Source organism: Archangium sp. (assembly GCF_036388035.1).
Lineage (GTDB): Bacteria > Myxococcota > Myxococcia > Myxococcales > Myxococcaceae > Archangium.
In genome coordinates this window covers 14,912-37,303 of record NZ_DASVSO010000473.1, presented here as the reverse complement: position 1 = coordinate 37,303, position 22,392 = coordinate 14,912, and the positions used below count along the sequence as shown (strand labels likewise).

Annotated in this window: 21 protein-coding genes; 8 read left to right on the top strand and 13 right to left on the bottom strand. The window is 70.3% G+C overall.

The window, feature by feature from the left end; genetic code table 11:
• Positions 1 to 30 precede the first annotated feature (30 nt).
• From VF697_RS19230 to ppk1, 4 genes are all read right to left on the bottom strand, one after another.
• Positions 31 to 396: a response regulator gene (locus VF697_RS19230; protein WP_331097066.1), complete on the bottom strand. Its 366-nt coding sequence runs from the start codon at positions 394 to 396 to the stop codon at positions 31 to 33.
• Positions 393 to 1,970, bottom strand: coding sequence for an ATPase domain-containing protein (locus VF697_RS19225; RefSeq protein WP_331097064.1), 1,578 nt, complete (start codon positions 1,968 to 1,970; stop codon positions 393 to 395). Before VF697_RS19225 ends, VF697_RS19230 begins: the two co-directional genes overlap by 4 nt.
• Positions 1,963 to 3,045 carry a HAMP domain-containing sensor histidine kinase gene (locus VF697_RS19220; protein ID WP_331097062.1) on the bottom strand — a complete coding sequence of 361 codons (1,083 nt, stop codon included), beginning with the start codon at positions 3,043 to 3,045 and terminating at the stop codon, positions 1,963 to 1,965. The genes VF697_RS19225 and VF697_RS19220 overlap by 8 nt, the downstream gene beginning before the upstream one ends.
• A 283-nt stretch (positions 3,046 to 3,328) precedes the next feature.
• Entirely contained in the window at positions 3,329 to 5,494 is a 2,166-nt protein-coding gene (gene ppk1, locus VF697_RS19215; protein WP_331097061.1) for a polyphosphate kinase 1, read from the bottom strand.
• 131 nt (positions 5,495 to 5,625) lie between these two features.
• On the opposite strand from ppk1, the gene VF697_RS19210 reads away from it, so the two are divergent.
• The 3 genes from VF697_RS19210 to trhA all read left to right on the top strand — a co-directional run bounded on the left by VF697_RS19210 (position 5,626) and on the right by trhA (position 9,328).
• Entirely contained in the window at positions 5,626 to 7,128 is a 1,503-nt protein-coding gene (locus VF697_RS19210; RefSeq protein WP_331097059.1) for a Ppx/GppA phosphatase family protein, read from the top strand.
• Positions 7,129 to 7,261: 133 nt separating this feature from the next.
• The gene (locus VF697_RS19205; RefSeq protein WP_331097057.1) at positions 7,262 to 8,482 is read left to right on the top strand and encodes a zinc-dependent alcohol dehydrogenase; all 1,221 of its coding nucleotides are present in this window, start codon (positions 7,262 to 7,264) and stop codon (positions 8,480 to 8,482) included.
• Positions 8,483 to 8,650: 168 nt separating this feature from the next.
• Positions 8,651 to 9,328, top strand: coding sequence for a PAQR family membrane homeostasis protein TrhA (trhA, locus tag VF697_RS19200; protein WP_331097055.1), 678 nt, complete (start codon positions 8,651 to 8,653; stop codon positions 9,326 to 9,328).
• 2 nt (positions 9,329 to 9,330) lie between these two features.
• On the opposite strand, the gene VF697_RS19195 is transcribed toward trhA, so the two are convergent.
• Complete coding sequence (locus VF697_RS19195; RefSeq protein WP_331097053.1) at positions 9,331 to 9,738, bottom strand: hypothetical protein; 408 nt, start codon at positions 9,736 to 9,738, stop codon at positions 9,331 to 9,333.
• A gap of 192 nt (positions 9,739 to 9,930) precedes the next feature.
• Here VF697_RS19195 and VF697_RS19190 point away from each other — a divergent pair, with 192 nt between their 5' ends.
• Both VF697_RS19190 and VF697_RS19185 read left to right on the top strand, forming a co-directional pair.
• Positions 9,931 to 11,100, top strand: coding sequence for a LysM domain-containing protein (locus VF697_RS19190; RefSeq protein WP_331097051.1), 1,170 nt, complete (start codon positions 9,931 to 9,933; stop codon positions 11,098 to 11,100).
• Positions 11,101 to 11,323: 223 nt separating this feature from the next.
• Complete coding sequence (locus tag VF697_RS19185; RefSeq protein WP_331097049.1) at positions 11,324 to 12,169, top strand: hypothetical protein; 846 nt, start codon at positions 11,324 to 11,326, stop codon at positions 12,167 to 12,169.
• On the opposite strand, the gene VF697_RS19180 is transcribed toward VF697_RS19185, so the two are convergent.
• Positions 12,126 to 12,782: a hydrolase gene (locus VF697_RS19180; RefSeq protein ID WP_331097048.1), complete on the bottom strand. Its 657-nt coding sequence runs from the start codon at positions 12,780 to 12,782 to the stop codon at positions 12,126 to 12,128. The genes VF697_RS19185 and VF697_RS19180 overlap by 44 nt on opposite strands.
• Positions 12,783 to 12,920: 138 nt before the next feature.
• Between VF697_RS19180 and VF697_RS19175 the strand changes: the two genes are divergently transcribed.
• Positions 12,921 to 13,889: a LysR family transcriptional regulator gene (locus VF697_RS19175; protein WP_331097046.1), complete on the top strand. Its 969-nt coding sequence runs from the start codon at positions 12,921 to 12,923 to the stop codon at positions 13,887 to 13,889.
• Here VF697_RS19175 and VF697_RS19170 read toward each other — a convergent pair whose 3' ends face one another.
• Both VF697_RS19170 and VF697_RS19165 read right to left on the bottom strand, forming a co-directional pair.
• The gene (locus tag VF697_RS19170; RefSeq protein WP_331097044.1) at positions 13,890 to 14,210 is read right to left on the bottom strand and encodes a hypothetical protein; all 321 of its coding nucleotides are present in this window, start codon (positions 14,208 to 14,210) and stop codon (positions 13,890 to 13,892) included.
• Positions 14,211 to 14,307: 97 nt separating this feature from the next.
• A complete protein-coding gene (locus VF697_RS19165) occupies positions 14,308 to 14,919 on the bottom strand; it encodes a 2OG-Fe(II) oxygenase (protein WP_331097042.1) in 612 nt (203 codons plus the stop codon).
• A gap of 42 nt (positions 14,920 to 14,961) precedes the next feature.
• Here VF697_RS19165 and VF697_RS19160 point away from each other — a divergent pair, with 42 nt between their 5' ends.
• Positions 14,962 to 15,582: a DUF4230 domain-containing protein gene (locus tag VF697_RS19160; RefSeq protein WP_331097040.1), complete on the top strand. Its 621-nt coding sequence runs from the start codon at positions 14,962 to 14,964 to the stop codon at positions 15,580 to 15,582.
• 1 nt (position 15,583) lies between these two features.
• On the opposite strand, the gene VF697_RS19155 is transcribed toward VF697_RS19160, so the two are convergent.
• The 5 genes from VF697_RS19155 to VF697_RS19135 all read right to left on the bottom strand — a co-directional run bounded on the left by VF697_RS19155 (position 15,584) and on the right by VF697_RS19135 (position 21,462).
• The gene (locus VF697_RS19155; RefSeq protein ID WP_331097038.1) at positions 15,584 to 16,831 is read right to left on the bottom strand and encodes a tetratricopeptide repeat protein; all 1,248 of its coding nucleotides are present in this window, start codon (positions 16,829 to 16,831) and stop codon (positions 15,584 to 15,586) included.
• A gap of 36 nt (positions 16,832 to 16,867) precedes the next feature.
• The gene (locus VF697_RS19150) at positions 16,868 to 17,503 is read right to left on the bottom strand and encodes a TIGR02265 family protein (protein WP_331097036.1); all 636 of its coding nucleotides are present in this window, start codon (positions 17,501 to 17,503) and stop codon (positions 16,868 to 16,870) included.
• A 340-nt stretch (positions 17,504 to 17,843) separates the two neighbouring features.
• The gene (locus VF697_RS19145) at positions 17,844 to 18,527 is read right to left on the bottom strand and encodes an HAD family phosphatase (protein ID WP_331097034.1); all 684 of its coding nucleotides are present in this window, start codon (positions 18,525 to 18,527) and stop codon (positions 17,844 to 17,846) included.
• 79 nt (positions 18,528 to 18,606) lie between these two features.
• Complete coding sequence (locus VF697_RS19140) at positions 18,607 to 19,227, bottom strand: TIGR02265 family protein (protein WP_331097032.1); 621 nt, start codon at positions 19,225 to 19,227, stop codon at positions 18,607 to 18,609.
• Between the two features lie 162 nt (positions 19,228 to 19,389).
• Positions 19,390 to 21,462 (bottom strand): hybrid sensor histidine kinase/response regulator, encoded by a 2,073-nt coding sequence (locus VF697_RS19135; RefSeq protein ID WP_331097030.1) that lies wholly within the window; start codon positions 21,460 to 21,462, stop codon positions 19,390 to 19,392.
• Between the two features lie 72 nt (positions 21,463 to 21,534).
• On the opposite strand from VF697_RS19135, the gene VF697_RS19130 reads away from it, so the two are divergent.
• A complete protein-coding gene (locus VF697_RS19130; RefSeq protein ID WP_331097028.1) occupies positions 21,535 to 22,335 on the top strand; it encodes a DUF2270 domain-containing protein in 801 nt (266 codons plus the stop codon).
• Positions 22,336 to 22,392 lie beyond the last annotated feature (57 nt).

Below are 22,392 nucleotides of genomic sequence, written 5' to 3'. Positions count from 1 at the left end.
GACGCCCGCGACAGGCCAGCGTGACGGCGCTCAGTCCTTGCCCGAAACGCCGGAGACCCGCGTCACCGCGTCCAGCAACTGGTCCAACCGGAAGGGCTTCTTGAGGAAGGCCCGCCAGAGGCGAGGCTCCGAGGCACGCGGCGAGGTCTCGCTCATGAGGATGACGGGCACGTCCTTCAGCCCGGGGCGCTTCTGCATCTCCTCGAGCACCTGGTGCCCGGAGAGCAGGGGCATCATCACGTCCATGACGATGACATCCGGCGGGCTCTTGCTCAGGGACACGAGGGCCTCCCGGCCGTTGCCGCAGACGGACACCGTGTAGCCCTCGTCCCGCAGGACGTCCGCCACGACCTGCTGCACGTCGAACTCGTCCTCGACGACCAGGATGGTCCTCACCGCTTCCTCCCGCCGCCCTTGCCGGTCCGCCCGGTGCGCGGGCCCGCCTTCTTCCGCGTCTTCCGCGCTGGCTCCCGCGGGGCCCCCTCGCCCTTCTTCCCGTGCTCGCCGCGCAGGCGCCCGTGGCCGCTGAGGATGGCCTCCGCGCTCGCGAAGGAGTCGGCCACGTCGATGCCCTGGGGGGTGATGCGAAACTCGCGCAGCGAGGTGTCGTAGGCGCTCTCGCGCATCTTCATGATGGAGAGCAGCCGGTACATCTGCGAGCGCAGCTCCAGGTAGCGCAGCACCAGCACCGTCTCCACCACGTTGGCCAGCTCGGGGGTGGGCAGGTTCACCTCGGGCGTGAAGAGCTCCAGCTCGTCGGTGATGACGGTGGTGACGTCCTGCATGCGCAGCTGGTTGGTGAGGGCCGACAGGAAGCGGGGGATGCGGTCCGGGTACACCGCCGCCGCGCGGAAGCCCTCGGCTCCGTCGATGAACAGGCGCCGGCGCTCCTGCGTCTTCTCGTCGAGCCCCAGCTTCTCCAGGAGCTGCTCCGCCAGCGAGTCCATGAAGTGCTCGAGCGGCGGCTGCCACTCCAGCTTGATGCTGCCCTCCTTCACGTACCGCTCCAGGGGGATGCCCACCTCCTCGGCCTTCTCGATGAGGCGGGGCGGCGGCTCGTAGAAGCCGAAGTAGGTGCCCCGCTGGCCCTGGCGTGCCCCCTCCACCAGGAAGGAGAGCCCCAGCAGCGTCTTGCCCGTGCCCGGCGCCCCCACCAGCGCGGCGGTGGAGCCCGAGGGCAGTCCCCCCGCGAGCATCTCGTCCAGCCGCTTCAGACCGAAGCCCATGCGGAGGCGCTGCTCGCGCGCCTGCTCGGGCGGCTTGCTGAACTGAATCTCCGTGCGCGGGTGGATGACGATTCCGTCGTCGGTGATCTCCACCTCGTGGCGCCCCCGGAGGTAGTCGCTGCCGCGGAACTTGTGCACCGTGAGCTCGCGCACCGCCCGGGGACCGATGAGCTGGTCGGACAGCTCGATGACCCCGTCCACCAGGGCATTCTCCATGTGCGTGCGCCCGCGCACGTTGGAGAGCAGCAGCGTGGTGCAGCCCAGCAGGCTGGCGGCGGTCTGCAGCGAGTGGATGAACTCCCGGTAGGCCTGGGGGTTGGGGGCGAACTGCTCCGCGCTCTCCATCCCGTCGATGATGAAGAGGGTGGCCCGGCGCTCGCGCAGCGTGCGGCGGATGAGCTCGAGCAGGCCGGTGAAGCCCTCCTCGCGCACCTCCTGGTAGCCGCTGACGTAGTAGAGCCGCTCGGGGATGTACTCCTGCTTGTAGAAGCGCAGCGAGGAGAGGTGCGCCAGCATCTTCGCGTGCGTCTCGACGAGCAGCGTCATGTAGACGCACCGCCCGTCCTGCTTCTGGATGTGGTTGAAGCAGAGCTGGTTGGCGAAGATGGTCTTTCCACTGCCCGGCGGCCCCATCACCGCGTAGGTGCCGCCCGGCTTGAGGCCTCCCTTGAGGATGAAGTCCAGGCGAGGAATGCCGCTCTGGACCCGCGCCTCCCGCACCTCCTCCTTCACTGGCTCACTCATACCCTCCTTCCGCCGCCTCCCGCGGCAGGCGCAGCGTGAAGCAGGAGCCTCCGCCCTCGCGCCCCGTCAGTCCCACCGTGCCGCCATGGGCACGGGCAATCTCCCGGACGATGTACAGCCCGAGCCCCAGGCTCTCTCCCCGGTGACCCGAGGCGGCCCGCTCGAACGGGTTGAAGATGCGCTCCCGGTCCCCCTCGGCCACACCGGGGCCCCGGTCCTCCACCCGCAGGGACACCGCCCCCTCGTGCGGCTCGGCCCGGACCGAGATGGGCCCGCCCGCGCCGTACTTGATGGCGTTGGTGATGAGGTTGCTGAGCGCCTGCTCCACCCGCATCCGGTCCCAGTGCACCTCCACCGGCGGACAGTCCTCCACCGCCAGCACCGAGCCGGCCTGCCGGGCATGCTCGGAGAAGCGCTCGCACACCTCACGCACCAGGGTGCCCAGCTCGAAACGCTCGCACTCCAGCTCGAAGTGGTTGTTGCGGGCCCGGCTCACGTCGAGCAGGTTCTGCACCAGCACGCCCAGCCGCCGCACCTGTCGCAGGGCGGGCTCCAGGCGCTCGACGAGCTGGGCGCCGGACAGGGACACCTCCCGGTGGGCGCCGCGTTGCAGCCGCTCCAGCACGAGCTGGAGCACGGTGATGGGCGTCTTCAGCTCGTGCGAGGCGACGGACAGGAAGGTGTCGCGCGCCCCGAGCGCCCGCCGCAGGTCCGCCTCCGTCTGATGCCACCCGCTCACGTCCTGGAAGGACAGCGTCGCCACGCCCGGCGAGCGGGAGCGGTCCATCCGGGCATGCACCACGAAGGCCCGGCTGCCCTCGGGGCCCGCCCAGCGGACGAGCTCGCCCTCCAGCGGCTCACCGCGAGCGGCCCGCTCCACCGGGTGCTGCTCCACGGGAAGGGGGGTGCCCTCCGCGTCCAGCACGGCGCCCGGGGCCGCCGGGGGCTCGAGGGTGAAGGGCAGCATGCGTGCCGCCGTGTTGGCGAACAGCACTCGCGCCGTCCCCTCCTCGACCCGCAGCACGGGAATGGCCAGCTGGTCGAGGGCACTCTCCAAGCCAGGCTGCTCGGACACATCCCTCTCCATCTCCACCCGCAGGGCATGAGCGGATGGGGTCCGCGGCACCCGGTGTCGCATGAGGTAGCCGCAGTCCCCCAAGTTGAGCCTTCGGGTCAATGCTGGCAACCGGCGAGAGCGCACCCATTCGTCGCCTGCTCGACGCTCCGGGCCCGACTCCAACCGGGGGAGCAAGCACCCTTCACAGGAAGTCCCCCTCCCCTTCTGGACGTCCAGAAGTGATGTAGCACAAAGCCGCACATGACTTCTGGACGTCCAGAAGTGAAGCGCGCACCAGGCGTCAACCGGTGGCCTGGGGCACCTGGCGCAAGGGCGGAGCGTCCGGGGCGGTGGCGTGGCGCAGCACCTCGAGGGGCTTGAGGTCCGGCTGGTGGGTGCGCCGGGCCATCTCCATCAGCACGCCCTGGCTGCGCACCAGCGTCCCCTCCGGGCTCACCGGCACATAGGTGCCGTCCACCCGCAGCCGCCGCGCCTTCACGTTGTCCCGCAGCGCCACGCCCAGCACCTCGTCCAGCAACCGCTGGCGGATGGCCGGGTCCTCCACGGGGAACATGGCCTCGATGCGGCGCAGGAAGTTGCGCGGCATCCAGTCCGCGCTGCTCATCCACACCTCGGGGCTGGGCCCCGCGCCGAAGGCGAACACCCGGCTGTGCTCCAGGAAGCGGTCCACCACGCTCGTCACGCGGATGCGCTCGCTCACCCCCGGCACGCCCGGCCGCAGGCAGCAGATGCCGCGCACCAGCAGGTCCACCTCCACCCCCGCCTGGCTCGCCGCGTAGAGGGCGCGGATGACGCTGGCGTCCACCAGGGAGTTCATCTTCGCGAGGATGCGCGCGGGCTCGCCGCGCCGGGCCTTGTCCGCCTCGCGGTGGATGAGCGAGAGCACCTTCTCCTGCAGGCCCATGGGCGCCACGGCCAGCCGCTTCCACTGCGGGGCCACCGCGTAGCCGGTGAGCAGGTTGAAGAGGGCGCTGACGTCGTCGGCCATCTCCTCGCGCGAGGTGAAGAGGGACAGGTCGGTGTACTGGCGGGCGGTCTGCGGGTTGTAGTTGCCCGTGCCCAGGTGCACGTAGCGGCGGATGCCGTTGCCCTCGCGGCGCACCACCAGCGCCACCTTGGTGTGCGTCTTCAGGCCGATGAGGCCATAGACGACGTGCACCCCGCTCTCCTCCATCTTCCGCGCCCAGGCGATGTTGTTGGCCTCGTCCAGGCGGGCCTTGATCTCCACCAGCACCGCCACCTGCTTGCCGTTCTCCACCGCGCGCGACAGCGCCCGGGCGATGGGGCTGTCGCCACTGGTGCGGTACAGCGTCTGCTTGATGGTGAGGACGTCCGGATCCTCCGCGGCCTCCTCGAGGAAGCGCACCACCGGGTCGAAGGACTCGTAGGGGTGGTGCAGGAGGATGTCGCGCTCGGCGACGACGTCCAGGAGGGACCCCACGTCGCGCAGCACCGGGGGCACCACGGGCGTGAAGGGCTCCACGCGCAGCTCCGGCCGGGGGTCCACGTCCAGCAGCGCCATCAGGTCCGAGGGCTGCAACGGCGCCCACTGCCGGTACACGTCCATGGGCCCCAGCTTCAGGGCGGCGGTGAGCAGGGACTCGATGTGAGGGCTGGCCACGGCGTCCAGCTCCAGGCGCACCGCGGCGCCCCGCTCGCGCCGGCGCAGCTCCTCCTGGAGGGTGGAGAGGAGATCCTCGCTCTCCTCCTCGTCCACGTTGAGGTCCCAGTTGCGCGTGACGCGAAAGGCGGTGGTGTGCTCCACCACGTAGCCGGGGAAGAGGTCGCCCGAGCACAGGGCGATGAGCTCTCCCAGCAGGATGAACGCCAGGCCTCTCTCGGCCGGAAGGGGCACCAGCCGGCGGAGCAGACCGGGCACCTGCACCACGGCCAGCGAGGTGCCCGCCCCGTTGCGCCGACGCTTGGGGCCCTCGCGCCGCAGCAGCACCGCCACGTTGAGGGACTTGTTGCGCAGATGGGGGAAGGGGTGCCCGGGGTCCACCGCCAGCGGGGTGAGGGCCGGAAAGACGAAGGTGGTGAAGTACATGCGCGCGGCCGCCTTCTGCTCGGCCGTGAGCTTGTCCCGCCGGAGGATGGACACGCCCGCGCCCGCCAACCCGGGCCGCAGCTCCTCGACCCAGAGGCGCGAGGCCTCGTCCACCAGCCGGTGCACGCGCTCGCTGATGGCGGCGAGCTGTTCCGCGGGTAGCATGCCGTCCGCGGCCGTCTCCGCCACCCCATTGGCGAGCTGCTGCTGGAGGCCCGCCACGCGGACCATGAAGAACTCATCCAGGTTGGAGGAAGCGATGGCGAAGAACTTCAAGCGCTCGTAGAGAGGAAGCTCCGGGTCGCAGGCGTCCGCCAGGACCCGCTCGTTGAAGGCGAGCCAGGACAGCTCCCGGTTGATGAAGAGCTGCGGGTCATTGATTTCCACGGGCGGAGACACGGGCGGAGACTCTTGCAGGATGGCGACCCCGTCACGTCACGGAGCTGTCACGAAACCCTAATAAGGATGAGGGAGGTGGGGTGAAGCCCCCCACCCGGCCATCCGCTCCCTTTCGGACTTCTGGAAGACCCATGCCCACCTCGCCCCTACAGCCCGTGCTCGCCGCCATCGATGTGGGCACCAATGCCGTCCGCCTGGAGCTGGCCCGGCCCGACGCCGATGGCGCCCTGGAGACGCTCCACCAGGAGCGAGACCCCATCCGCCCGGGAGAGGGCGTCTTCGCCAGTGGGGTGATGCCCAAGGAGACGGCGGATCGCCTGCTGTCCACGCTGCGGCGCTACGCGGCGCTGTGCCGGCGGCACAAGGCCCGGGTGCGAGCGGTGGCCACCAGCGCCATGCGCGACGCGAAGAACCGCGAGGAAATCGTCCAGCGGGTGCGCGACGAGGCGGGGCTGAACCTGGAGGTGGTGAGCGGCAAGGAGGAGGCGCGCCTCATCTGCCTGGGCGTGCTGCACCGCAAGCCGCCCAACACACGCTCGCTGCTGGTGGACATCGGCGGAGGCTCCACCGAGGTGGCCATCGCCACGGGCGAGCGGCCAGATGACCTGTGGAGCCTCGCGATGGGCTCGGTGCGGCTGACGGAGATGTTCGACGCGGCCGGGAAGGTGACGCCCAAGCAGCTGCGGCTGATGCGCAGCTACGTGGAGGAGCAGCTGCGCAAGGCCATCCCCGAGCGGCCCGACAACCTGCCCCGGGTGGCGCTGGGCTCCTCCGGCACCATCAACGCGGTGGTGGGCTTCGCGGCGAGCGAGGGCACGGCGCACGCGACGGTGCGCCAGCTCTCCCAGGCGGTGGAGACCCTGGCGGAGCTGCCGCCGGAGCGGCGGCGCAAGCGCTTCGACCCGAGGCGCGCGGACATCATCGTCGCGGGCGCCACCGTCCTCGAGCGGGTGGCCAAACACCTGGGGGTGGAGAGTGTCACCGCCGTCAACCGGGGCCTGCGCGACGGCCTGCTGGTGGACCTGCTGTACCGGCAGGACGAGACGCGCCAGGACCACTCGCTGGCGGACGCGGCGGTGGCCATGGGGCGGCGGCTGCTCTTCGACGAGAAGCACGCGCGGCAGGTGGCCTCGCTGTCCCTCACCCTCTTCGACGAGCTGGCCGCGCTGCACCAGTTGCCGCTCTCGTGCCGGCCGTACCTGGAGACGGCGGCGCTGCTGCACGACCTCGGCAACGCCGTCAGCTACGAGCGCCACCACAAGCACACCTATTACCTCATCCACAACAGCGACATCCCCGGCCTGGCGGACCGCGAGCGGGAGCTGGTGGCCCGGGTGGCGCGCTACCACCAGCGCAGCCCGCCGGAGCTGAAGCACGCGGGCATGGAGGGGTTGAGTGCCCATGAGGCCCGCCTGGTGCGCAAGCTGGCCACGCTGCTGCGGGTGGCCAACTCCCTGGACAGCAGCCACCATCAGCCGGTGAAGGAGCTGCGGGCCGTGAATGGCCGCGAGGCGGTGTCGCTGCACCTCAAGGCGCGCCAGCCGGTGGACCTGGAGCTGTGGAACGTGGAGCACGAGACGCTCCTCTTCCGCCGTGTCTTCGGCAAGCGCCTCGCCCTGCACGTCAGCCGCTAGCCCCGCCGTCCGCCCTCCTGGAGAGGGAGCGCCTCTGTCTGGCACCGGACGGGGCGCGTGCCCACCCCTAGCGAGGAGGTTCCGAAGCCGGCGCGGCCATCCGCCCGGTGCCCCGCGGGGGGAAGGAGCGGCAATGAAGGCAGTCGTCTTTCATGGGGTTGGGGACATCCGGCTGGAGGAAATGGCGGAGCCGGAGCTCCAGCAGGACACGGATGCCATCGTCAAGCTGACGGCGAGCGCCATCTGCGGCACGGACCTGCACTTCGTGCGCGGCACCTTCCCGGGGATGAGGCCGGGCACCATCCTCGGGCATGAGGGCGTGGGCGTGGTGGAGGCGGTGGGCCGGGACGTGCGCAACCTGCGCGCGGGGGACCGGGTGGTGATTCCGTCCACCATCGCCTGCGGCACGTGCTCCTACTGCCGCTCGGGCTACTACGCGCAGTGCGACGTGGCCAACCCCAACGGCAAGCGCGCCGGCACGGCGTTCTTCGGCGGGCCGGAGATGAGCGGGCCCTTCCACGGGCTCCAGGCGGAGCGGGCGCGCATCCCCTTCGCCAACGTGGGGCTGGTGAAGCTCCCGGACGAGGTGACGGATGAGCAGGCCATCCTGCTCTCGGACATCTTCCCCACGGGCTACTTCGGGGCGGACATCGCGGAGATAAAGCCCGGGGACACGGTGGCGGTGTTCGGCTGCGGGCCGGTGGGGCAGTTCGCCATCCTGAGCGCGAAGCTGATGGACGCGGGGCGCATCTTCGCCATCGACTGCCACCTGGACCGGCTGGAGGCGGCGCGGGCCCAGGGCGCGGAGATCATCAACTTCGAGGAGGAGGACCCGGTGGACGTCATCCTCCGGCTGACGGGGGGCATCGGCGTGGACCGGGCCATCGACGCGGTGGGCGTGGACTCGATGCACGCGCACCACGGGCCAGCGGCGAAGACGGCGCGCAAGGAGAAGGCGGAGTTCAAGCGGGAGGTGAAGGAAGTGGCGCCGAAGACGAACCCGGATGGGGACAACTGGGTGCCCGGTGACGCGCCGGCCCAGGCCCTCGTCTGGGCGGTGGACGCCCTGGCCAAGGCCGGCACGCTGTCCATCATCGGCGTGTACCCGCAGCAGATGCGCACGTTCCCCATCGGCCAGGCGATGAACAAGAACCTGACGATGAACATGGGCAACTGCCCCCACCGCAAGTACATCCCCCACCTGCTGGAGCTGGTGCGCACGGGCGCGGTGGATCCGGTGGAGCTCCTCACCCACGTGCAGCCGCTGACGAGCGCCATCGAGGCCTACCGCTCCTTCGACACGCGCAAGCCGGGCTGGATGAAGGTGGAGCTCGAGCCGCAGCTGCTGACGTAGAGCTGCGGTGACCCCGTGGCCTACACGGGGTGCATCGCCGGGTGCTCGACACTTCTCCCCACCTGACCTGTGCACAGGGCGGCAGGCCCTGGCGCCAGAAGTCCGTGCCTGGACAGGAGGAGGCCATGCGCCGACGCAACGGGGGGCCGTCGGAGGTACGAGTAATCCATGGCCTCCAAAGAGCGCGTCGAGACTCTTCGGGTTGAAGTTGAAGAGGAAGTGAAGCCCCGGCTGCGCGGCGTGTCGCACGCGTTCGCGTTCGTGGTGGCGCTCGCCGGGTACTTCTTCCTGGCCCTGGCCCCGGCGGAGGGGGTGCGGCACCTGGCTGGCAGGGTGTTCGGTGTCAGCCTCGTGCTGATGTTCGGCATCAGCGCGACGTACCACTGTCCCAACTGGAGCCCCACCACCTCCCAGCGCATCCAGCGCTTCGATCATGCGGCCATCTATGCCCTCATCGCGGGGACCTTCACGCCCATTGCCACCATGGACGCGGAAGGCCGGGGCCCGCTGCTGCTCTGCGTGATGTGGGCCGCGGCGCTCACGGGCGCGGGGCTCGCGCTGCTGGGCCGCTCGGGGCCGCGGGGGCTGCGCTCCGTGCTCTATGTCGTGCTGGGAATGGTGTCGCTCCCGTTGATCCCGCGGCTGCCAGACGTCATTGGCCCGGTGCGTGTCGGGTGGCTCGTCTTCGGGGGCGTCATCTATGCCCTGGGCGCCGGGGTCTATGTTCGCAAATGGCCGGATCCCCACCCCACCGTTTTTGGCTACCACGAGGTGTTCCACCTCATGGTCATCGCCGGGGCCTCCGTGCACTACGCCGTCATCGTCGACGTGCTGTGGAGTCGCTGAAACTAGAGCGACTCGTCGTCGACCTGGACGAGCCGCCAGCACGAGTCGAATTCGAAGCGGTAGGAGATCTGGTAGTCGGTGTCTTCCTTCCAGATCGTCACCAGGGCCTGCCGGGCTCCGGAGGTCACCTTCATGCCATTGAGGCCCCGGGCCTCCCGCTTGGCACGGCCCAGCAGCGCCGGATAGACGAGCGTGTCCGCCGGCTTGTGCTCGGTGACGGTGCGGGGTTCCGGCTCCACGTTCTCGACGTGGGTTTGGATGACCACGGGGGCCGTGAACTCGCGCTGGAACGCGGCGTCCTCGCTGTAGCGGGCGAGAAAGGTGTCGAAATCCGCAGGGCATGACGCCGGCTGCGGGGCGGAGCATCCAGCAACGGTGAGCGCGAGGAGGAGGGGCGCGGATTTCATCATGGTGTCACCGAGTCTGCTTCTCCCCGTGTGGGAGAAGAAAGCAGCCCCCCGGGACCGACCGGAGGTTGGCCCGAGGACAGGCTCCCCCTCAACAAGCGTCCCCTCTCCGTTCTATGCTCCCAAGGGTCTGCTCCCTCCACATGCCTTCAGCACCCTTTTCCGGCTAATCCGGTGAAAGCGAGCTCCCACCCGATGGCCCTCGCGCCTCCTGACTACATCGTCCAGAAAAACGACACGCTCTCGAAGATCGCCAGCCGCATCTACGGCGATGAGCGGCGATGGGCCGAGGTGTATTCCTACAACAGCCGCGTCATCGGCAAGGACGCGAACGCGATCACCCTGGGGACACGGCTCCTGCTCCCACCGAAGGACTTCCGGCTCTCAGAGAAGGAGCGCACGGCCATCATCAAGACGGCGGCGCGGCTCCGGATAGCGACCGCCGTGATGTCCAAAGCGGTGACGACTCAAGGTGGGTCCTCCGCCGGTACGTCGAACACGCCACGGGGCGGTGGCCCCGCGCAGTCCCGCACGACGAGCGCCCCCCAGACCTCGAAGACCCCGGGCAACAACGCGGCCCTCACCGCCGAGTTGACGAAGCTCTTCCGCAACGTCGGCGTGGCGGGGCCGGAGAAGTTCCTGAAGTTCCTGCAGGTCGTGCTGAAGCTCGACGAGAAGACGACCAAGGATGTCTTGGCGCTTCTCTCCAAAAAAGAGTCCGGGTTGAAGGCGGTAGAGCTGTTCGCGAAGGCGTACGAGCAGTGGCAGAAGGGCAACGGCCAGGCCGCCTTCGCGTACATGGCGGAGGGAGCTGCCTCGGGCTGGGGGCTCCTCTCCGACTCACAACGCTCGAAGATCATGGACACGCTCCTCACGCCGCTGCGCGGAAGATTCAGCGCCCTCGCGGACATCCTGAAGATGACCAAGTCCACCGATGCGATGAAGGTCGTCAGTGGACTGATGCGCGGCGAAATGGATGACGTCGTCAAGGGGCTCTCGGGCGTGGTCAAGCATCTCCTGGCCGAGCAGGGCATCGGCAAGGAGAAGATCGCCAAGATCGTCGCGGCACTCGCCTCGCTGCTCCCGGAGAGAATCCGCGACAAAACGATGAAGAAGATCGTGGGACGGAAGGTGCCCGTCCTGGGCACGCTCATCGTCGGCGTCACGGACATCTACAACATCGCGCGCAAGCCGGGCGACTGGACGAATTGGGCGGGGCTGGTCAGCACCGTGGCCGGAGCGTTCCCTGGGGTTGGCACGGCGGCGTCCACCGCGATCGACCTCGCCGTGCTGGTGAATGAGATTGGCGCCAGTGTGAAGGAGATCCAGAAGTTGATTCAGGTTCCGGTGACAGCGGTTCCCTAGAGAGGTCCGCCCCCTCGACAAGACCCCATCCGTCCCATGCCCATGCTTCGGCGCACTCACGCGCCGCTGAGCACAGCGACGCGTGCCTCGCCCGAGCCGGGGAGGGCCTCCCACCAAGACAGGACTTCCCATGTCGCGTACCCGAATCGCAGGGTGGAGCTCGACGCTGCTTCTGACCCTCGGGGTCGCCTGTGCACACCGCCAGCCGACACCGGGCGGGGAAATGAGCGCCACCACCGGCTGCACGGCCCAGGCGACCTTGTGCTGGGACTTCGAGGAAGGTGCACTGCCGGCCGGCTGGACGGCCCACCGCGACGACTTCAACGGCCAGCTGCTCGTGGACGACACGCGTGCCCACACCGGCAGGTATGCGCTGCACGCCAGGGAGCTGGTGGGAGGCAAGGAAGGGACGCAGGGAGGCCCCAAGAAGACCGTCCGCTTCGACCTGCCCGCCCACTTCGGTCCCGTGCTGTGGGGCCGCGCCTACGTCTACACGACTCCCGCGCGGCCCGCCTCGCACGCGGGGCTCTTCAGCGCACGGTACCCGCGGCCTGGAAGTGCCGACCGCGCGTTCGACACGCTCGATTGGTACGAGCTCGCCACCTACCAGCAGAAGTACATGGCCATCTGGCACCCGCCCGAGCCGCCAGGCTTCCCCGAGTGGGTGCTGCTCTCCGACACGCCGCTCGTGCTCGATGACTGGGCCTGTCTCGAATGGCTCTTCGATGGAGCCAACGGCTCCCACCCGGAAGCCGCCGAGCCCCGCGTCTGGCTCAACGGAGCCGAGCTCGAATGGCCCGAGAGGTTCGTCTTTTCCGATCCACCCACGACGGCGCGGCCCACGCGGGAGAAGGCCACCGACTTCACCGTGCTCGAGACCGGCGTCGTTCTCTACCAGGGCCTCTCGGTGCCCACCGACTGGTGGATCGACGACCTGGCCATCGGCACACAGCGGATTGGCTGCGACCAGGGCCACCTGCCCCACGGGCAAGCACCCGCTGCCAAAGGGAATCACCCCCGCGCCTTCATTTCGCGGAGTGCGTGGCGAGCAGCTGCTGCTCCCAGGTGAAGCTGGTACCGACGACGCCCATGTGGTCGACGAGCAGCTGGGCGAGGCCGGGCACGGTGTCCGTCCGGGCCCAGTCGCGCTGGAGTTCGGAGGCGAAGACCGTCCAGGTGAGCGGCACGGCGCCGGCCTGGATCATCCGCTGAATCGCCATCTCGTGCGCCTCGAGGGTGACGCCGCCGGAGGCGTCGGTGACGATGTAGACCTCGTAGCCGTCGCCGAGCGCCTGAATCACCGGCATCGCCAGGCAGATCTCCGTCCACAGCGCGGCCATGACGATCTTCTTCTTGCCGGTCTTCTTCACCCACTCGACGACCCGGGTGTCCTCCCAGGTGTTGATGAACGTGCGGTTGATGGGCTTCTGCTCGGGGAAGACGTCCTGCAGCTGCTTGAGGATGTAGCCGCCGCGCTCCTCCACCACCGTGGTCAACAACGTCGGGACGCCGAACAGCTTCGCGGACCTGGCCAGCCCCACGACGTTGTTGATGACGGTCTGGGTGTCGTGGCTGCGCAGGCCGGCGAACTGGAAGGGCTGATGGTCGATGAGGAGCAGCACGCAGTTGTCGGGCGTGAGCAGCGCATCGAGGCCGGCTTTGGGGTGGTGGGCGGGGCTCATGTCGGTCTCCAGGGACAGCGGGAAGGGGGCGGACGCCGTGGTCCGTGCCCGGTTGCTGATGGAGACCATGATGGAGGCGCGGCACCTCTTGCAGTAGAGGGCAATCCGCGGAATCACTTTCAACAGGATGTTTAAAGCATGGAGACCCTCATCACCCTGGAGTCGTTCGTGCGCAGCGCGCAGTCCGCGAGCTTCTCCGCGGCCGCGCGCCGGCTGGGACTCACGCCCGCGGCCGTCAGTCAGAATGTCGCGCGGCTCGAGACCCGGCTGGGCGTGCGCCTGTTCCAGCGCAGCACCCGGGGACTGACGCTGACCGAGCCGGGGGAGCGCTTCCTGCGCGAGGTCAGCGGCGGCCTCGACACGCTCCAGACGGCCATCGCCAACGTGTCGCTGGCCGCGGAACAACCGGCGGGGGTGCTGAAGGTCAGCATGGCCGCCGCCTTCGGGCACGGCTACCTCGTGCCGCTGCTCCAGGACTTCCTCGGGCGCTATCCCGGCATCGTGCCGGACTGGCACTTCGACAACCGACCGGTGGACCTCATCAACGAGGGCTTCGACGCGGCGATTGGCGGCGGCTTCGACCTTCCCTCGGGGCTGGCCGCGCGGGAGCTGGCCCGGGCGCATGTGATCGCGGTGGCCTCACCGTCCTACGTGGCGCGAATCACACCGCCCAAGGAGCCCGCCGACCTCCAGCACCATGAGGGCCTCCTGCTGCGCTCGCCGCTGACGGGGCGCATCCGCTCCTGGCCACTGCGCAACCGCTCCGGCGAGCAGGTCGCCATCGACATGCGGCCGCGCATGATTCTCAATGACCCCGAGGCCCTCTGTCACTGCGCCGTGATGGGCCTGGGCATCGCCTTCGTCGCGACGATGAATGCGCTGCCCTACCTGCGCGAGGGAACGCTGGTGCGGCTCCTGCCGGACTGGCACGCCGACATCGGCCCCATTTCGCTCTACTACGCCGGGCACCGGCAGCTCCCCGCGAAGACCCGCGTGTTCGTGGACTACGTCGTGCGCGAGTTCAAGCGCCAGGACCTGGCCGGGAGGTTCGACGCGAGCGGAGGCGGTGTCGGCCGGGGGCGCAAGGGCGCCGGAGCCAGGCGCTGATCACCCCTGCGCGGGAGGCTTCTCGCCCGAGGCGGTGCCAATCCTCCGGGAGTGCTCCTGGAAGTCACTCCAGGCCCGCTCGAACTGCTCCTTGAGCGGGTGCCAGTCGTTGTCGTCGGCGAGCAGCAGATGGGAGAGCGACTGCCGGACGATGCCCAGCGAGCGGCGCATGAGCTCGAACTCCTCCCGCGTGACCTGCAGCTGCTCGGCCGAGTTGCGCTGGAGCAGGGCCTCCATCTGGCTGACGTGGGAGTCGATCTGCTGGAGCTCGGCCCCGTACTTCTGGGCCAGGACTCCCTGCTGCTGCTCCTTCTCGGTCATGACGGAACCCTCCTTCGGGAAGGTACGGGGAGTCAGGACTCGAGGCACCCGGGCACCGGCCGTGCAGCCCCTTGGGCACACGCTTGCCCAGCCCCCCTCACCCCGCGCCCCGCCCGTAGTACCAGGCGGTGAGCGCGAGCCGGGAGCCCTGCGCGGGCAGCACCTCGTGCTCGATGCGCTCGCTGAGGAACACCACGAGCCTGTCCAACGTGGGCGCCACGTCCACGGCTCCGCCCTCGGGGTAGAGGCGCAGCAGGCCCCCGTGGGCGGGCACCCAGTCCGGGTTGAGGTAGTAGATGGCGGTGACGCGCCGGTTGGACTGGCCGGGGAAGGCGTCGAAGTGGCGCGCGTACCGAGCCCCCTCACCCGGGTACCAGGCGAGCTGCAGATCGAAGCGCCCGAGTCCGAGGTACGCCTCGGCCGACAGCGTCTCCCCGAGCGCGGCGAAGGCCTCGCGCAGGCGGGCGATCGCCGAGCCCTGCTCCTCCGGGGTCACCCAGGAGATGAAGTCGCCGCGCGTGTCCCTGTCCAGCGTGTGGTCCGCGCCCCGGCGGATGCCCGCGGGCCGCAGCAGGCCGGCCTCGGCGCGTGCCTTCGCCTCGGCATGGACGGCCCGCGCATCCGCCTCCCCGAGGAAGGACGCGCGGGTGAACCACCCCCGCTCACCGAGTGACTGGATTTCTTCATCCCCAAGGGACGTGAGGGCCATGGCGCGGCGAACCCTACCCCACAACGACTAGAATGGCGGCCCATGGTGCGCCTCCTCCCGCGGGTGTTGTTCCTCCTCGTCGCCCTGGCCGCCGGGGCCGTGGGGGCCTTCCTGTTGCTGCGTCCCAAGCCCCCCGCCCTGCCCGACACGCCAGCGCTCGTCACCCGCGTGCGCGAGGTGGCCCGGCTGGAGACGCTGGACGTGTCCCTCTACAAGAAGGTCGAGTTCTCCCCCGAGCCCCAGGCGACGAACTCACTCTGGAAGGACGTCATCAACTGGGCGGCCTACTCCATCCACACACCGCGCGGCCGGGCCATCGTCTTCGCGGACGTGCACCTCGGGTATGACTTCGGCCGGCTCGATGGCTCCTCGCTGCGCGTCCAGGGCACGCGCGTGGACGTGGCCCTCCCGCCGCTGGAGGTGCAGGTGGAACTCAGGCCTGGGGAGACGGAGATCATCGGCTCCAACCTGGACAGCGCGCAGACGACGCTGCTGCTGGAGAAGGCGCGCGAGGCCTTCGAGCGCGAGGTGAAGGGAGATGCCCGCCTGAGGGAGCGGGCGCGGCGCTCGGCGGAGAACACCCTGCGCGTGCTGTTCCTCTCGGCGGGCTTCCGCGAGGTGAACGTGGTGGACGTGCTGCCGCCTCCGGCCACCGCCGGGTGACTCAGAGCCGCTCGAGCCCCCCGGCCCCGAGCCGGAAGAGGCCGGAGATTCCGTCCGGGGCACTGCCCAGACGGGCCAGCGACTCCCGGGCGGGCACGTCCGACTCGCGGCACACCAGCGCGAACTCCCGCCGGCCCAGGTGGACGCACAGGGGCACCTCTCCGGCGTGCAGCACGAGGCGCTCGCGCTGCTCCGCCGTGAGGAGCCGGGCGGCGTCGTACCCGTCCCCTCCGGCCACGGCCCACAGCCCGCTGAAGCTCTCCGCGAGCACCACCTGCCCCTCGTCCACCACCACCGGCCGCACCGGCGCGGGGTGCGCCTCGAGGTTGCGCCAGGCCACCGCGTCCACCGCCTCGGCGGAGAGCCCCGCGGGCCCGAGCGCCGCCCGGGGCAGGTAGCGCAGCAGCTCCGCGTCCTCCAGCACGTAGAAGACCTCGAGCCCCGCGGGCCCCGGCCGGTGGAGCGCGCCCACCGCCTGCGCCTCGAAATCGGCGGGCCGCAGCACCGGTCGCAGCCGGGCCTCCAGGGCACGCGCATCCCCGGCGCTCCCGGACAGGCCCTGGAGCTGGGCCACCAGCGCCTCCACGTACGCGGCCAGGTCCCCCTCGCCGTCCCGGTAGTCGGCGTAGAGCGAGGCCACGTCCACCCGCCCCACCTCGCCCGAGGCGAGCTTCACCAGCAAGGCGCCTGCCTGCCGCCGACACGCCACGCCCGCGCGGTGGAGCGCGGCCAGCAGCGCGGCGGTGAACTCGGGACGCAGCGCCCGCGCCCGGGGCGAGGGCGGAGGGGGCACGTCCGCGGCCTCCAGCTCCGCTTTGAGCAGCCGCGCCTCCTCGTCGAAGGGGTCTCTCTCCAGGGCCTCCACCACATACGCCCGGGCCCGGCCGTGCTCACCCCGTCGCAGGGCCAGCACCGCGAGCACCTTGAGGGCCTCGGGATCTCCCGGGTTGAGGGCGAGCGCCTCGCGCAGCACGGCCTCCCCATCCCCCATCCGCTCCAGCCCGAGCAGCGCCCGCGCCAGGCCCAGCCGCACCTGCACGTCCTGGGGAAAGTCGCGCCGGAGGGACTCCAGCAGGGGCAGGGCCTCGCGCTCCGCGCCCGCGTTCACCAGCGCATGCGCCACGGCGAGCCGCAGGGTGGGCCCCGGCGTGTCCCGCGCCGCGGAGCGCAGCGCGTCCAGCTCCGGATGACTCAGGGTCTCGCCGGCCTCCACCTTGCGGCGGAGCTGCTCCAGGAAAGTCGGGTCCACGGAGGCGCAGTGTAGCCGCCCGCCGCTCCCCGCGACTCACTGCCAGGCGATGTCGTACTCGCTGTCGAGCAGGTTCGTCTGACGGCCAACCACCTTCACCTTGCTGGCCTTCAACCGCTCCAGCATCGCCACCAGCATGCCCTCATGGAAGGGCGCGGGCATGAAGTCGCGCTTCATGATGAAGCGGCACGATTGCGGCCCCAGCCACTTCACCGAGCGCTCCCCGGTCAGCGCCACCTGGTAGGTCGAGGGCAGGTTGTTCACCAGCCGCTTCGCCTCCCCCCGCACCAGCACCTGCATGGTCCTGCCCGCTTCCGAGTCCAGGAAGTCCATGGCCACGCAGTGCCCCAGCAGCCACAGGGCCTGCTCCCCATCCCCGTGACGGGCCGCGAGCGCCGGCATCGCGGCGGAAATCATCTGGAGGTGTAATCGGATGGGGTAGCTGAAATAGTCGACAAAGCGCGCCTGCCCGCACACCGCGGAGCAGCGCCGCGCCAGGGCCTCGTCGCCCAGGGCGCGGATGGACTTGAGGACGCTCTGGGAGAACAGCCCCCGGACGCTGTCCTCCGAGGAGGCCAGCGCCATGCGCTGCCCCCACTCCTGCACTCCCCCGGGGGGAACCATGTTCCACGCCTGCGGCGCGACATTCCATGCGGTGGCTGCGCTGCTCATTTCCCCTGACCCCTTTGTGCCGAGTTCTCTGCGTCGATTCCCGCTGCCAGGTGTCTGGCTTTACCCACCCAAGGGTCCGCGGGTACTCACGGTCCCGAGTGCCCCCGTTGGCAGGAATCAGCCCGGCTGAGCAATGACTATCCTAATTGTTTCAGGGCCGCCTGTCAGCTTCACGAGCGACCATCGTCCCCCCGGTGTCGGAGGGGAAACGGGGTGGGCCCCCGGCCATCCACTGACATTGTTGGATTGCACCGGGAGCGCACGGGCATGGCAGGGTTTCGCGAAAGCTTTCAGTGCTGAAAAGCTATCAACACTATTCCAGATTTCCGTGGCACGGGATTCAAACAGTGTCAGCGAAGAGCAGCTGCTCGAAGGCCCGCGGCAGCGTGGCGAAGTCGCCGATGACCCAATGGGCCCCGGCCTCGCGCAGCACCGCGTCGGGCGTGAGGGTGGAGACCCCCACCGCGAGCATCCCCGCCGCGCGCGCCGCGAGAATGCCGTTGACCGCGTCCTCGAAGACGACGCACGCGGAGGGCTCCACCCCGAGCGCCCGCGCGGCGGCGAGGAAGAGGTCCGGGGCCGGCTTGCCGCGCGACACGTCCTCGGCCCCGATGACGTGGGCGAAGTGCGGACGCAGGCCCAGCCCGTCGAGCACGAAGGCGCGGTTGGCGCGCGGCGCGGCCGAGGCCACCGCGAGGCCGAAGCCCGCCCCCCGCAGGCGGGAGAGGAGCTCGCGGGCGCCCCGCAGGGGCGCCAGGTGGGGCGCGTAGAGCTCGCGGTAGTGGCGCTCCTTGCGCTCGGCCAGGTGCGCCAGCTCCTCGGTCGCCACGGGCCGGCCGAGCAGCGCGGGGAGGAGCTCCTCGTTGCGCATGCCGGCGAACTCCCGCTCGAAGCGCTCCGCGGGCGCGTCGAGGCCGAGGCCGCGCGACAGGGCCACCCACGCCTGGACGTGGAAGCGCATGTTGTCGACCAGGGTGCCATCCATGTCGAAGATGGCGGCGAGCGGACGCGGGGAGGGGCTCATCGTCTCCCCGTATCAGCCGGCAACCGTCAGGGCCACCTCGCCGGAGTGCTGTCCGCTCGCCCGGCCCCCGCGGGGGCGCTCACGTCTCCCAGGAGATGTCGTAGTCGCTCTCCAGCGTCGAGAGCTGATGCCCGCACACCCGAACGCCCTTCGCGTGGGCCTTCTCCAGCACGCCCAGCAGCATGCCCTCCTGGAAGGGGTAGGGCATGAACTCGCGCCGCATGGTGAGGCGTCCGCTCGTCCGCCCCGTCCACACCACCGAGCGCGCCCCGAAGCTCACCGCGGCGCGGTAGGCCGAGGGCAGGTTGCTCACCAGCCGCTTCGTGTTTCCCCGGGCGAGGAACTGGAGCGCCAGGCCCGCCGTGGAGGCCAGGAAGCACTCCCCCGCCCTGCGCCCGAGCTGCCGGAGCGCCTCGTCGCGGCTCCCGCACCGCGTCTCCAGCATCCGCGCCGCGGCGAAGACCATCCGGAGGTTCACGGTGATGGGGTAGATGAAGAAGTCCACCAGCTTCTCCTCCCCGCCCGCCGCCTGGCAGCGCCGCATCAACTCCTCGTCCCCCAGGGTGCGCACCGCCTCCAGCATGGTCCGCAGGAACATGCCACGCGCCGTGTCCGACGGAGAGGTCAGCGCCAGCCGCAACTCCAGGTCCTCGTCCGACCCGGGCACGGCCATCGGCCACTCGGCCCTCCCTGCGTCCATGTGCATGCATTCCCCTCAGCGCGTTGTGGCACGGCCCCCGCGCCCTACTGTACCCGCTCTGGCTCCCCGCTGTCGGACGCATGAAGAAATCCACTCCCGGTGTTCCACCTCCGACACGGGAGCGCGCCTGGAGGCCTGGCCGGAACCGCCGCGCCCGGGGCCTCACGTCTGGGGAAGAGACCCGGAGCCGCTCGCGCCGGCCCCGCCCGCGCCGCCCGCCAAGGGCGACTCCGACTGACCGAGGAAGTCGTCCAGCGCGCCCACGTCGATGGGCTTGCGGAACACGGCGTCCACCAGCGCGAGGTTGGCGCGGTTCTGCCCGCGCACGTCCATGCCCGTCACGATGGCCATCAGCGCCTGGGGCGAGCGCTTGCGCAGCTCGCGCGCCACCTCCCACCCCGACATGTCCGGCATCACCGCGTCCAGCAGGGCGGCGTCGTAGCGGCGCTCCTCCCAGAGCTTCAGCGCCACGTCTCCGCTGGGGGCCACCTTCACGTCATAGCCCTCCTCGCTGAGCACCTCCGCCATCATCCGCGCGTTGTCCAGGTCGTCGTCCACCACCAGCACCCGGCGCGTCTGCTGGAAGCGCCTCGGGCTCGGCGCGGCCCGGCCCGCCTCCACCCGCTCCGCCGCCTCCTCCTCGGAGCGCGCCAGCGGCAGCCGCACCACGAAGGCCGTCCCATGGCCCTCGGGCATGTTCTCCACCGTCAGCTCGCCCCCCCAGCGCTGCACCTGGCTGCGCGCCACCGCCAGCAGCAGCGAGAGCTGGGGCGCCCCCGCGTCGCGGTTGAGCGGATCGAACAAGCGCGTCAGCTCCTCCTCGTCGTAGGGCGCCGCGGAGTCCTCCACGCGCAGCATCACCCACCCGCTCGCCTCCGCCCGCGTCTCCACCCGCACCCGCCCGCCCGCCTCGCCCAGCCGCTCCTTCTCGGCCAGCAGCAGGTTCACCACCAGCTCGCGGAAGAAGCCCGGATCCGCCCTCACCGCCCCCGGGTTGCCCAGCCGCAGCTCCACCGTCACCGGGTGCTCGCGCTGCTCGAGCTCCGCCCGCGCCAGCTCCAGGGCCTCGTGCACCGTCGCGTCCACCTGCACGTCCGCGTGCTGCTCCTCGGTGCGCTGGACGTTGAACTCCTGCAGCCGCGCCACCAGCTCGCCCACCTGCCCCACCGTCTTGTCCAGCGCGTCCAGGTGCTCGGGCTTGGAGTCGCGCCGCAGCAACGTAATCCGCAGCCGCAGCACGTTGAGGAAGTTGTTGAGCGCGTGCGCCGCGCCGCTCGCGAGCTGCCCGAGCGCCTGCGTGCGCGTGCGCTGCAGGAGCCGCCCCTGCAACCGCCGCAGCTCGTCGTGGGCGCTCACCAGCGCCTTGGACTTGTTGGCCGACTCGGTCCGGTCCGTGAAGGTCTGCAGCACGCCGACCAGCTCGCCGCCCTCCTCCCACACGGGGGTGGCGCTCAGCTCCAGGGTGGCCTCGCCACTGCCGGGCCGCTCCACCAGCACCAGCACCCCGCGCACCGGGCCGCGCTCCTTCAGCGCCCGCACGAAGGGCATGTCCGTCACCTTGAAGGGCTCGCCATTCGGGTGGCGCGCGTTCACCTGGGCGAGCACCGCCACCAGCGACGCCTGCGAGCGCGCCCCCACCACCGCCCGCATGGGCACGCCGATGAGCCGGCTCACCGGCGGCGTGGCGAAGGACACCGTCCCGTCCATCTCGGCCAGGAGGATGCCCACCTCCACGTGGTGCAGCACCGACTCCATCACCGCCGCCTCGCGGAAGCGCACCTCCTCCGTCCTGAGCACCCGGGCGAAGGAGGCCTGCGCCGAGGCATGCGCCTCGCCCACCAGCTCCACGATGAAGGTGGCCACCTCCGGCTCCAGCACGCCGTTGCGCCGGGCGTACACGTACAGGAGCACCTCCTCCAGCGACTTGAACTCGCGCGCCAGGTCCTCCACCTCGAAGCGCTGGTCGTACCGGCGCGCCCCGTGCGAGCGCACCACCTCCGGCCAGAGGCGCAAGGCGTCATCTCCTCGGTCCCTGAGCAGGCGGACGAGCTCATCCAGGAGCCGGCGCAGGGGGGCGCGCAGGTTGCGCCCGGGGATGTCCACCTCGTACGTCTCCGCGCGGATGCGCTTGGACCACAGGCGCACCACCCGCTCCGCCTCCGTTTCCAGGAGTTGGAGCAGCGCGGCCACCGGATCCACGGGCGGCGGGGTGTCGTGGAGGAAGGGAATGGCCATGGTTCCTCCGGGAGGGTGCACACGGCGGGCCGGTCCGGCCACCCGCCTGCGCGACCCAGGAGAGGACACCGGATGGTCAACGACGGTAACGAGCGGGACAAGAACGAGTACGAGGGGCCCTCCATCTCGGAAGCGGCCATGGCCCAGTTGTTCCGGGGCGAGCTCAGTCGCTCGGACACCTGGCGCTCACGTCTGGACAACACCACCAACTGGTCCCTCACCACCACCGCGGCGGTCGTCTCCTTCGGCTTCTCCAGCACCGCCTCCCACGTCGTCTTCATCGTGGGCATCTGGATGGTGGTGTCCTTCCTCACCATCGAGGCGCGCCGCTACCGCTATTACGACCTGTGGATGCGGCGGGTGCGGCTGCTGGAGGAGGGCTACTGGATTCCCATGCTGCGCCGCGAGCCGGTGGACCCGGACTCCCTGCGCGAGCTGGTCAGCCTCATGGAGCGGCCGCAGATCCAGCTCTCGGTCTTCTCCTCCATCTCCACCCGCCTCAACCGCGCCTACGGGCCCATCCTGCTGGTGCTGACCCTCTCCTGGTTCGTCAAGGTGTACAGCCACCCGGCCGCCCCCGAGAGCTTCGAGGAGTTCGTGGAGCGCGCGCACGTGGGCCCCGTCCATGGTGGGGTCGTGATGGCGTTCCTCTTCCTGCTGGTGCTGGTGTTCGCCTACCTCTTCGTGGCGTCCTTCTTCACCCGGGCCCCGCTGGGAGAGCTGCGCAGCCGGCCGCGTGGGCGCCGCGCCACCCTGTGGGAGTCCTTCTACCGGCCCTACGCCACGCTCTCCCCGCGCCGCCGGGCCCGCCGCAAGTCCGCCTCCCCCCCGGGGCCGCCCTCGCCTCCCACCCAGACTCCACCGATGCATTAGCCAGGCTGGGGCCGGAGCGTTTTCCTCCTTCCGGGCCCCTGTGTTTTGTGCTTCAAG